The organism is Vibrio ouci (genome assembly GCF_004551525.1).
Classification (GTDB): Bacteria; Pseudomonadota; Gammaproteobacteria; order Enterobacterales; family Vibrionaceae; genus Vibrio; species Vibrio ouci.
The window spans coordinates 1-11,822 of record NZ_SATR01000067.1 but is presented as its reverse complement, the minus strand read 5'-3'; the positions used below and the strand labels follow the sequence as shown (position 1 = coordinate 11,822).

The 11,822-nt window shown below is 40.2% G+C and carries 10 protein-coding genes and 1 pseudogene; 10 read left to right on the top strand and 1 reads right to left on the bottom strand.

What is annotated here, in order from left to right:
* From ELS82_RS22280 to ELS82_RS22235, 10 genes and pseudogenes are all read left to right on the top strand, one after another.
* Positions 1 to 215, top strand: a 215-nt coding sequence (locus tag ELS82_RS22280) for an IMP dehydrogenase (protein WP_208733248.1), incomplete at its 5' end; no start/stop codon positions are given.
* Between the two features lie 472 nt (positions 216 to 687).
* Positions 688 to 1,113, top strand: coding sequence for a winged helix-turn-helix domain-containing protein (locus tag ELS82_RS27380; protein WP_341867198.1), 426 nt, complete (start codon positions 688 to 690; stop codon positions 1,111 to 1,113).
* Between the two features lie 358 nt (positions 1,114 to 1,471).
* Complete coding sequence (locus ELS82_RS22270; protein ID WP_134837405.1) at positions 1,472 to 2,722, top strand: beta-barrel domain-containing protein; 1,251 nt, start codon at positions 1,472 to 1,474, stop codon at positions 2,720 to 2,722.
* Positions 2,719 to 4,833 carry a peptidase domain-containing ABC transporter gene (locus ELS82_RS22265; protein WP_134837404.1) on the top strand — a complete coding sequence of 705 codons (2,115 nt, stop codon included), beginning with the start codon at positions 2,719 to 2,721 and terminating at the stop codon, positions 4,831 to 4,833. Before ELS82_RS22270 ends, ELS82_RS22265 begins: the two co-directional genes overlap by 4 nt.
* Positions 4,834 to 5,033: 200 nt before the next feature.
* The gene (locus ELS82_RS22260) at positions 5,034 to 5,222 is read left to right on the top strand and encodes a hypothetical protein (RefSeq protein WP_134837403.1); all 189 of its coding nucleotides are present in this window, start codon (positions 5,034 to 5,036) and stop codon (positions 5,220 to 5,222) included.
* Between the two features lie 79 nt (positions 5,223 to 5,301).
* Positions 5,302 to 5,766, top strand: a complete 465-nt coding sequence (locus ELS82_RS22255; RefSeq protein WP_134837402.1) for a hypothetical protein — start codon at positions 5,302 to 5,304, stop codon at positions 5,764 to 5,766.
* The gene (locus ELS82_RS27050; RefSeq protein ID WP_134837401.1) at positions 5,732 to 7,165 is read left to right on the top strand and encodes a TcdA/TcdB catalytic glycosyltransferase domain-containing protein; all 1,434 of its coding nucleotides are present in this window, start codon (positions 5,732 to 5,734) and stop codon (positions 7,163 to 7,165) included. Before ELS82_RS22255 ends, ELS82_RS27050 begins: the two co-directional genes overlap by 35 nt.
* Positions 7,164 to 7,439 (top strand): annotated as a pseudogene (locus tag ELS82_RS22245) (IMP dehydrogenase); the annotation flags it as partial. The gene ELS82_RS27050 and the pseudogene ELS82_RS22245, both read left to right, overlap by 2 nt.
* A 254-nt stretch (positions 7,440 to 7,693) precedes the next feature.
* Positions 7,694 to 8,872, top strand: a complete 1,179-nt coding sequence (locus tag ELS82_RS22240; protein WP_134837400.1) for an MFS transporter — start codon at positions 7,694 to 7,696, stop codon at positions 8,870 to 8,872.
* Between the two features lie 301 nt (positions 8,873 to 9,173).
* Positions 9,174 to 9,587 (top strand): winged helix-turn-helix domain-containing protein, encoded by a 414-nt coding sequence (locus ELS82_RS22235; RefSeq protein WP_134837399.1) that lies wholly within the window; start codon positions 9,174 to 9,176, stop codon positions 9,585 to 9,587.
* Positions 9,588 to 9,926: 339 nt separating this feature from the next.
* Here the strand turns inward: ELS82_RS22235 and ELS82_RS22230 are convergent, their stop codons facing one another.
* Positions 9,927 to 11,459, bottom strand: a complete 1,533-nt coding sequence (locus ELS82_RS22230) for an SNIPE associated domain-containing protein (protein ID WP_134837398.1) — start codon at positions 11,457 to 11,459, stop codon at positions 9,927 to 9,929.
* Positions 11,460 to 11,822 lie beyond the last annotated feature (363 nt).

The following is an 11,822-nucleotide window of genomic DNA, read 5'->3' as shown; positions in this document are numbered from 1 at the left end:
AGCACTCTGGTGGCGTAGCTAAGTACCGCGCAGCTGAAGGTAAAACTGTTCTTCTACCATTCCGCGGCACAGTACACGATACAATTTCTGACATCCTTGGTGGTGTACGTTCAACGTGTACATACGTAGGCGCAGCAAAGCTTAAAGAACTTACTAAGCGTACGACTTTCATCCGCGTACAAGAGCAAGAGAACAACGTATTCGGTAAAGAGTAATCTGACGATTGTTCTAAAACGACAAAATATTAAGAGCCGCTATTTAGCGGCTCTTTTTTTGCCTGAAAGTTGGAAAGTGGCAACACCTGAGACACGCTATATCACGTTTAATATAATCATTGGTAGAGAGCTTTCCATCGATTTAAGCAACAAAGCCCATCTGTAGTTATGAAACTGAATTAAGAAAGAAGCGAGTACATTAAAAAACCTGTTATGAAACCAAGCTAAGAAAGTGTCTTAACGCCCCAAAATATTAATATGAAACTACTCTAAGAAATTAAGAAAAAATTTAATTAATATTCTATGTAGTGTCCAAATCTTTTTCGGTGTTATAACATGGTGATATCTATTGATTTTATATAAATAATTTGATGTCGTACTTAATTTTTTTAAATTATACACAAAGCTAAAGCTCTAAATATTTACTTGTAATAATAGTGTTAATTATTGAAAATGTATTTCAAATTATTTGATGGATGAACCAATGAGCAATATCGAGTGTAATAAAATTTCATGCGCTTTCTGCAATGAGGCCCATATTATAGAAAGGAAGCTAAATGTGTCTGTAAAGTTATCAAATGGAAAGTTTTACATACTAACCTCAGATGAGCAAGGGAAGACTGGATGTAGCCAAAATGCAGTAAGAGCGCTCTGCTACTTGTGTCAGAATATGGATACCTTGGTTAGCAAGTCCGATTTAGAAGATTTCATTTGGCAAGGAGGGGGGGTTAGCATGAGTAGTCTTCCTGTACTTATCCATGAAGTGAGAAGTCTGCTTAAAGCAACTAGCTTCGAAGTCGTAACAATTCGAAATCGGGGTTTTGTTTTTCACAACGCTAAACATAAAGGGATAACTGGACAGAGGAATATTATTTCCAGACAAGTTGTTAATATATAGTTTCCCAAATTAATTATTATTAATTGCTTATTATGTTGGTAATGTTTTTTGTTTATTACTTCATGGAAGTAATTGATTTTAAATACACAAAGGTAATTATTGAAACAGTTTCTACCTAGGTCACTTCATACTGCCATTTTGTTAAAAATTCGAGAAACAACTTCCGCGCCTAGTTAATCCACAAAATAATCTAACAACGCCCTTGAGTGTTTTTTGAATGTGCGCTTGGCGGTTATGCCTATCGGGTTCACGCGTGAACGTGCAGTGTGAAATATGTGGGGCTTCCTATAGCGCTACATGAACATATGGAGTTTGATGATGGCGAACCGTAATCCAGAGTTCTTAAAGGTGATGAGCTATGTTGTTTAGAGAAGAAGCGGTGAAATCAAACAGAAGGCGATTGACAGGATCCGTAGTAATTACTCAGTCCGTTTCGACTTACACGGTATTGTTATTCGTTACCTTATTTTTTTTATCGTTCGCCGTTTTCTTAAGCTCTGCAGAGATCGCTAGAAAAGAAACCGTGAAGGGGTTCCTTGTCCCAGACAAAGGGCTTGTCAAAGTGTACCCCGGGCGTACGGGAATCCTAGATGCGTTATATATTAAGGCTGGAGATCGGGTAGAGAAAGGGGCGGCGATTGCAAAAATAGTCAATAGTGAGAAATTGGTCAATGGCCTCGAATACGCCAACGCGATGAAGCAACAGATCCGCCAGCAAGTTGCCGCGATTGAAGAAGAATTGCAGGTTTCTGAGGTGATATTTCAGCAAGAATTGGCGAGTTTGCGCATACAACGTTCAGAGGCCCGCGACAGTTTGGCTTCACTGAAAAAAGTCAAAGCAACCAGCGCAAAACGACTGGCGATTAAGAAGACCCAATTGACCAATCAACAGACCTTGCATGCTAAAGGTTTCCTGTCGGATGCCAGGTATGCTGAGTTTGAAGAGCGGTACCTGGAATTGCTTGGTGCCGACGAGAAAATTGAGCAGCAGCTCTGCGAGCGGCAAATGGAGCTCTCGAGAATTGATACTCAGATCGAGCGACTCCCTGCCGACCGGAAGCTCGTCGAGGTGACAAAAAAACGTGAGATCGCTGGTTTGCAGTCAAATCTGTATCAGGTCAGCAATCAGACTGCCCTGATAAGGTCTGCGCCCGAGTCCGGTTATGTGACAGCCATTCAACCGACAATTGGCGCCAGGGTTAATTCACAATCACCATTGCTCAGTATTATTCCAAACGGATCGCGGCTCGACATCGAGCTATTTTTACCCACCAAGTCGGCGGGTTTTATCAAAGTGGGGGATAAGGTCAAGGTCCGCATTGAAGCTTTCCCATATCAAAAATTTGGCATGCTGGACGGTGTGATCACCCGCATTGACCAGTCTCTGATTTTACCGGATGAGAAGCAAGCGCCTGTGTATATCACCGAACCTGTTTACCGCGTTAAAGCCAGACTTAATCAACAGGCCATGATGGCATTTGGGCAGCGGTTTCCTCTCAAAGTCGGCATGCTTGCCGATGCGGATATCATCTTGGAAAGCCGAAGCATACTTGAGTGGATACTTGAGCCTCTGCTCGCCATTAAAGGAACTTTACCGGAACGTACATGAAAGACACATTGAAGACCCCCAATCCTACCGATCTGCTTAACTTCTATGATCTGAAAAGGGTGCCGCTGATCCTTCAGTCTGAAGTCGCTGAATGTGGACTTGCCTCATTGGCGATGATTCTCTCCTATCATGGGCATATGACGGACCTTCACGCGCTAAGAAAACAGGCTAACATTAGCTCGAAGGGCATGAGCCTCAAAGGTGTAATGGACTTGGCGGGGGATCTCAATCTATCGGGTCGGGCGCTCAAATGCTCGTTAGAGGAGATCCCTAAATTAAAGCTACCGTGCATCCTGCATTGGAATTTCGACCATTTTGTGGTTCTGACTAAAGTCACTAAGCAGCAAGTGTACATTAACGATCCTGCTGTCGGTAAACGTAAGTTAACGATGACAGAAATGAGCCACTCTTTTACCGGTGTAGCATTGGAGTTAACCCCCACAGCGAGTTTTAAGCACGCGGACACCAGAGAAACGATGAGCCTTAGCGACCTATGGGACAACATCTCCGGCTTTAAAAGAACGCTGGTGTCTCTGATCACACTGACGTTTTTCATGCAGGTTATCTCCATTCTTTTTCCGTATTATCTGCAGTGGACAGTCGACAACGTTTTGCTCAGTGAAGACCGAACCCTGTTGTTGGTACTGGCCATTGGCTTCTCATTACTGACGCTGGTCAACATCGTGGTCAGTGCTTTCCGTCAGTGGTTGGTTATCAAGTTTGGAAGTCAGTTGAGTATTCATATGGGTGCCAACCTCTTCTTCCATTTGATCCGCCTTCCTACTCATTACTTCGAAAAACGGAGTGTGGGCGATGTGATCTCGAGGTTTAAGTCTCTTACCTACATACGAGAACTGCTGACGGAAGGGATTGTTGAATCGGTTATCGATGGGTTGATGGCGTTTGTCGTCTTGATCATGATGTACCTTTATAGCCCCCTTCTGGCCACCTTGGTACTCGTGTCGGTCAGTTTGTCTTTTCTTATGCAAATGCTGCTTTACTCTCCTTACCGACGTGTGTCGGAAGAAATGTTGATCTCTGAAGCCAAAGAGGACTCTACGTTTTTAGAGTCTGTGAGAGCCATCAAAACGATTAAGACGTTTGGTCATGAGAATGTGATGCAAAATCTCTGGCTAAACCGATACGCGGAAGTAAGCAACAGTGACATACGCCTGGGAAAGCTGTCTCTTTCGGAAGAGGCCTTAAATAAGACCATTTTTGGCTTCGAAAACATCTTGATTATTTATTTTGGCGCCACGCTGGTCATTGATGGTGAGATGAGTATTGGCATGATCTTAGCGTTCATTGCCTACAAAAATATTTTTACTGGCAGCATTACTACGTTCATTGATAAAGCCATTGATTTTAAAATGCTGGGATTGCATTTGTCCCGACTCTCTGACATTACGATGGAAGAACGGGAGCAGAGTTTCATAGTGAGGTCTCTTCCCGAGATAGTTGAACCGACCATCCGCCTGGACAACGTCAGTTTTCGATATTCAAGCAATGATGAATGGTTGTTCTACAATTTGAATGCTGAATTCAGGCCCAGAAAAACCACAGTGATCATCGGTGAGTCAGGATGTGGTAAGAGCACGTTACTGAAGATCATTCTTGGCCTGATAAAACCGACGTCTGGACGGGTACTGATTAATGACGTTGATATTCATGAGGTATCGCCTGCCGAGTATAGGGCGATGTTCGGTGTCGTGATGCAAGACGATATCCTGTTATCAGGAACAATCGAAGAAAACATTACCATGTTTGACGCAGACAACGATTATCAACGGATGGTCGGAGCATGTCATGACGCTTGTATACTGGAAGAGATTGAGCGTCTGCCAATGGGGTTCCACTCTCTGGTGGGTGACATGGGTAACTTTTTTTCCGGTGGGCAGTTACAACGTCTCTTTCTTGCAAGGGCATTGTATCGACAGCCGGCGATCTTGTGTCTGGATGAATCGACCAGTCATTTAGACCTCGTTAATGAAAGAACCGTCAACAAAAACCTAGCGGCTAAGGGGCTAACCACGATCGCCATTGCCCACCGACAAGAAACTATTAACAATGCGGACGATATATTCGATTTAAGTGCGTGTGATGCTCTTTAGTTACTGAATAATGACACTACGCCATAATTAGGCACTCGACTATATATTTATATAACATCGTTGGTATTTTACTTTCTAATTATTAATTTATTTTATTATTATTTAACGAGCAATGGTTTTTAGTTTATGAAATATTACTCTCGTCAGTTGAGGTATATTTTTTGATTGATGTGAAATTTAAATATTATTTAAGGACTATTATGAAAAAGGTTATTTGTGAACAACTTCCATCTTTATCTAATGATGAGCTAGACATGGTCGTGGGTGGTCGAGGTTACGATGGATGTAAGAGTCGCCCTAGTAAGATCAAGAAAGCAAAAGACAACTATAAGAAGTACCGCAAAGAAAAGAAGCCTCGCACGGGTGGATGTAATACAAGTAGCCGTTAATAGCAACGGTCAATCATTGATTTAAACTATTAAGGGAAGCGATATTTGCTTCCCGTTATAAAGTATCAGGTGGAATTGTATGAAAAATATATTAATAGTACTGATTTTATTGCCTCTTTACGCTCATGCAGAAAATGTATCGAAACAAGATTTAATGGGTAATTGGCAGTGTAAATTCAACTTTCCATGGGTGGGTGACCGTATACTTTATGAAAGTATACAACTGAAAGATGGCAAACACTTTACCGCACGAGGTGAGTTTACCTACTTTCTTCCTAAGGAATCACAAAATGCCACGTTTAGTTTTGAGTCTGATGGAAAGTGGGAGTTTTACAACTTCGAACTCAAACTTGTCTATCAGCCATTTGAAATCATACCGCTTGACGATTTCAGCAAGCCATACCTAGATGAACTTGAATCTGAATACATAAGGCCATCCTTATTAAAAGGTACAAGAAGGATCCATTATTTCCTGGAAAACTTAACCGCTGAAGAAATGATCTTGGGTGATGAATATGACAGTTGGCAGTGTGTTAGAAAATAGCAGAGACACGCTTTGTTGTTTAGCTCGGCTCTTTGACCGTTTGAATGCTTCTCAACAAACTGATGAACTGAGCTCTCTTATACATTCAGAATTCTCAAAACAGATAGATTTTGGCCTGTTCAATGCCAACAATTTAGTGCGTGAACATGTGTTCTTTGTGTGGTTAGGGAGCATATCAATTACCCAATTGGAGTACTTTGACTATTGGAGAAAATCTAACCCGGTTAGGACAGTCGTCTTCTACTTTGACAGTCAGGCGCTGCTCGCTCATAAGATTAATTCATTGCTCAGTCGTTTGAACGCGATCGAAGATTGCAACCACGAGTTAATGATAAAACGCCAGAATGCATTTTATCTTGCGTTTGACGCCTCTAACTATGACAGCCTGGATGAGTGGTTAATTAACTATGCCTCCAGGTATGATAAAGCGGAAGCAGAGGGGTTATCTCTTGAACTAGCGAAATCACGAGAAACCTATGCACACTATTTGGAACAGGGTATTTGCCGCGACATTCACAGTATTGACGGCTTAATGAACTTTAAAGGTAAAGATCTTACAAAGTACTATTTCTATGAGTTGATTCTGAGAAATAATCTCGCGAGTGCGAGTGATATTTTACGTTTGATGATCTTGTATAAAATTGGCGGAACATACCTCGATTTCGATACTTTGCCTTGCATTGAGCATTGCTTCAGAAACACCAATGAACACCATAAAAAGCAAGTCGACTTTAATCTAGTGGATATTGTCAAAGCGGAAATGGTGTTATCCAGAGTTCGGTCACTCCACGTATTGGACTTCAATCAACGTGATGATCGCCTAAGTAATATCTTGTCTGGCTGTGTGGGTATCGACAGTACCTTAACGAACAGCTTGTTTCGTGATGTGGATGAATTAGATGACCGCGCCATATTTAAACCATTAGAAGACCAGTATGTTTTTAAGCATGGGCTTAAGTTATCAAAGTCTAAACGTGGTTTGGGAGAGTACAATAATAATGCATTGGTGGCTCACGCCGGCTCGAAAACCGTCAGTATCATCATCAGACAGATGCTGAAAAGGTATGCCTATATTGAGAAAATGGGCGCTATTTTTTCTGGTGACATCGTGTCGAAAGGAGATGATGAATACTGGTCTCGTTTAATTGACTATCGCAACGATGCTTTATGTTCAATGCGCAACGTGACACTGTTTTTGACTGGTCCATCTTTAATCCTTGAGACTATATTGTCGTTATCCTATGAGCTCTTGGATATAGATGATGTGTCTTCATTTACTGTATCGACACTGATGCAGATCCCGGCGTTAGGTATGTCATTTACTGAACAGACCCAATTTACTTCAGAGCACATGCGCTCTACGTGGCAAAGTAACGATAATCTTTTTACCGCTATGTGAGAAAGACGGCAAGCAGTTCATGAAGTTCTACGGCATGTCTTCTCAGTCTGCTATGGCTAAGCACTCTGGTGGCGTAGCTAAGTACCGCGCCGCTGAAGGTAAAACCGTACTTCTACCATTCCGTGGCTCTGTTCACGGCACTATCTCTGACATCCTTGGTGGTGTTCGCTCAACGTGTACATACGTAGGCGCAGCAAAGCTTAAAGAGCTAACTAAGCGTACAACTTTCATCCGCGTACAAGAGCAAGAGAACAACGTATTCGGTAAAGAGTAATCTGACGATTATTCCAATACGATAAAACATTAAGAGCCGCTATTTAGCGGCTCTTTTTTTTGCTGGAAATTGGCAAGTGTCTACAAAACATCTACTTACTCGTATCAATTTCTTTATGTGCGCTGCGGCACGGTTTTCGTTTTCCCTGAAGGGCATCATTTAGCCATTAATAATGATTAATATTTCGACATGGGCTTGAGACTGACAGTATTGTTTCTCAACACTAATATAGTGCTCGATTTTTAGAGGTCTTTATGAAGAAGTATTTATCCATTGCAGCTAATGAATGTGATACTTATTTAGATTATGCATTATTTACTCTGGTTGCCATTTATATATTACGGGCTTCTCCTTTTGAAATTGGAGTCTTAGGTGCATGTTACTCCCTACCAGTATTTGTACTGAGTCGTATGGTGGGTCGATATGTCGATTATTGCAAAGTTGATATTTTTCGCTCGTTAATGTTTCTAGCTTGTATAGTAATTACCCCTTTTATTGCATCAGTAGATTCTATTTACTACTTATACCTCTTATTGCTAATCAAGATTTCTTGCAGAGTTGGGCTGACTGTATCAATGGTTAAGCTAAATAAAAATGAGTATGAAACGAAAAGCTTTTACGAAATTACAGGCTACATAACCAACCTAGCAAGAATTTCAGTGCCAATCATTGTCGTATCGGCAAACGAGTACTATGGTATTTGGTCTATTATTGTTTTATCCACTACGTTTAGCATGTTAGGCCTCTGTTGTTCGTTATTTAATATAAAGAAAGTCGACACATTAAATATTAAGAAAGCTCACGTGGACACTGTGTCTGTAGATGCAAAGTTGATCATTATCAACAACCGAACTATCAAGATGTTAGTGTTTTTATTCATTTTTGCTAGTATTTCTCTATTCTTTAGTAATGATATGCTTAGTTTGTTCTTTAAAGAGTTAACAGACGAACCAACCAGTGTCGGGCTTATTATCTCATTTTTAGGTTTGGGTGGAATTATTGGAACAAAATTAAGCTCATATTTTTTAGACAAAATAAGTATTATACAGTGCTATATATGTTCTTTATTGATCAATGGTGTAGCATTCTTTGCTATGGGCATTGTTAACAATAGCCTGGTATCTGTTGTTGGTTGTTACTTGATAGTGTCTGTGATGGGAGTGTCCGCAGGAATGTCATTCGTAATTATGAAAACAGGGTTGCGTACATTGGTAGACTTTGAGCACTTAGGTTCAGTTACAGGTTACATACAGAAAGTAGCATCGATTGTAGCTGTTTCATTGCCAGTAATTGGTGGAGTTGTGGCGGGCCAGATTGGTATTCAACCGACATTTCTTATTACTAGCTCAATGATGTTTTTGGTGTGCATATACGCATTCATTAAATTAAAACTAAAGCCCCAATCCGTACAGCTCCTGACAAGCAACAGTTAAAGCTATTACGTTTAAAAAATCTGTTATGAAACTACACTAATAAGTTATCTAATGTCTCAAAATATTAATATGAAACTAATCTAAGGAATTAATGAAAAATCAAACAATATTCTATGCAGTGTATGAATATTCCACAAGTTTATCGATGTTATAACATAGTGACATCCATTAATTTATATAAATTATTTGATGTAATATTTTGATTTTAACAATAATGCAAATCTAAAGCTCTAAGTATTCACTTGTAATAATAGTATTAGTTATTAAAAATGTGTTTTTGATTTATTTAATGGATGAACCGATGGTCAATATCGAATGCAATAGATTTTCATGCGCTTTCTGCAATGAAGCCCATATTATTAAGAGGATGCTGAATGTCTCTGTAAAGTCATCAAAAGGAAAGATGTTTATACTAACTACAGATGGTCGAGGTCAGATTGGATGCAGCCAAAACGCAATAAGGGCGCTCTGCTACCTGTGTCAGAATAAAGATACCTTGGTTAGTAAGTCCGATATAGAAGAGTTCGTTTGGCAAGGAGGGATTGTAGGCATGAGCAGTCTTCCCGTACTTATCCATGAAGTGAGAAATTTGCTTAAAGCAACTGATTTCGAAGTTGTAACGATTCGAAATAAGGGGTTTATTTTTTATAACGCTAAACAGAAAGTAAAAACTGTACAGAATGATATTATCGCCAAACAAATTGTTAATACATAGTAACCATAAGTGGTTATTATCAATTGTTGACTGTTTCGGTAATGGCTTTTCTTTATAAATAAACAGCTGAGATTTATTTTAAATAGACGAACTTATTAAGATAACCGTTTCTGCCTTGGCTCTATCTCAGGCACTTTTGGTGGTGGGCGTTCCATTTGAACATACGTAGGCCACAACTAAGCCTAAAGAGCTAACAAGCGTACGGGTTTCATCCGCGTACAAGAGCAAGAGAACAACGTATTCGGTAAAGAGTGATCTGACGATTATTTCAATACGACAAAATATTAAGAGCCGCTAATTGCGGCTCTTTTTATCAATGACTAACAACAAAATAGATTCTTAGGCGACAGACACATTTTGTTGTTCTTTTTCGATAGATAAACTTTCACGGTATTCCGCTGCTACAGCTTTCATTGTCCAATGAACATCTTTAATACCTTGTTGCTCAACCGCTTGCTTAACTTCTGAGATAGTTGTGCGGAAGAACTCTTTGCGAGGGTTGATCTTGTTTACTGACTGTTGATTGAATCGGCGATGGAGTTCATTTTCTAGTGCAGGTGCATCTTCACTAAAAATCATAGCGTGAACGTCAAATGAAAATGGAACAGAAGCATCACCTAATTCTTTAATGCGATCCATCGGTTCAAGTCGGCGAGTCATACCGATCTTAAAGACTTCTTCACCAAAGCTGCCAACGTTACTAATAACATAGACATGACCACGACGGGTTTGTTGCGCCATAGAAAGTGCACGTTGTCCTTTCTCTTCTGCTTCCTGAAGTTTACCTTCCAGTTCTGCCAACTGAGCTTCAAATTCTGCTTTTTGCTCTTCACTCGCTTTGCTCAGTTCAGCACGAGCTTTCTCGAGTGCCTTTTGAAGCATCTTTTCTTCTTTCTCGGCTTCTTTACGTGCTTTTTCTGCTTCTCTAATCGCACGTTCTTCTTCACGAATTTGTGCTTTGATAGCGGCTTGCTCTTCTTTCTCGATTTTCTTTAACTCAAAAGTCGCAACTGCCCATTTTAGTTCAGTTAGGCGAGCATCTAAGAATTCTTGGTTAATACGAGCGTTACGAAAAGGAGCACCGTTGTGATTAACCAGCGCAAAAGCATCAATGACTTCTTGTTTAATTTTACCAAAGTTGTCGTGCTTCACTTTTGCCAGAGCACTGTCCACTTTACCGTTAAAGGCATCAACAGCGAAATGGATAGCATAAGTTTTTCGGTGTGTTTCCACATAGTCACATGCACCAGCGTGACCATCTTGGACCATTGTCTTTACGCGCTTACGGGCGGCTTTTAGTTCTTCACCTGCATCTTTGTGGCTAAATTCATCTGCTAAGTCATCTAATACAGAATGGTTTGGGATAATGTAATCGTCTTTGTAGCCATCAATAGTGTTACGCATTGCACGAATAGCATTTTCATAGGTATCAGCTTTTGCTTTCGCTTCGTATGCATCACCCGCAATTTCTTTAGCTTGCTCTTCCGCATAGCTAACAACCTTATTAGCCTCTTCACGAGCTTCATTTTTTATTAGTTCAGCTTTGTCTTTTGCCTCATTCAGATTTTGACGGGTTTCTTTACGAAGTTGTTCCGCTTCTGCATAGATACCATCAGCTTTGTGGCGGGTAGCCGCAGCTTGTTCTTCAGCGTCATCAAGTAACTGCTTTGTATGCAGTTCCATGTCGATGATTGGCTGATATTTGCTTAGTAGCTGGGCTTTTTCATTTTTAAGATTACTTTTCTCAAGATTTATTTGGTTGAGTTTATCTTCAAACTCTTGTTTTCTTTTTTTAGCCTTACGGAAAGAGATTGCCAACAGAAAAAGTGGCAAAAAAAAGATAATGAGCGCAATAACTGCGGTTGTATTCATAATTTACACCTAACCAATATTCGTTATTTTTTTGTAGCAGATTGAGCGACTTCTGCGAGTTGCTTTACGCTATCCATTCCGAATAAAACGATACTAACGACAATAACCGCTAGCATTCCTAGTTTAATAAGTTGTCTCATCTATTAGTCCTTCTTCATCGCAACGGTTAATCCTTTAGCAACTTCTATGTTTCGCAGAACCACTAGAGTCGTGAAAGGCTTTGTTTCCTTACTCGGTTTTAGTTAAAAACGCGCCTAAAATGACTAGTTGTTAGGCTATTACTACTGTTTTAGGCATACCTAACCCTGTCAGCTTATTTAACGCTTTTATCATGGCGTAAGTCTCACCAACCTGCGCATTGTA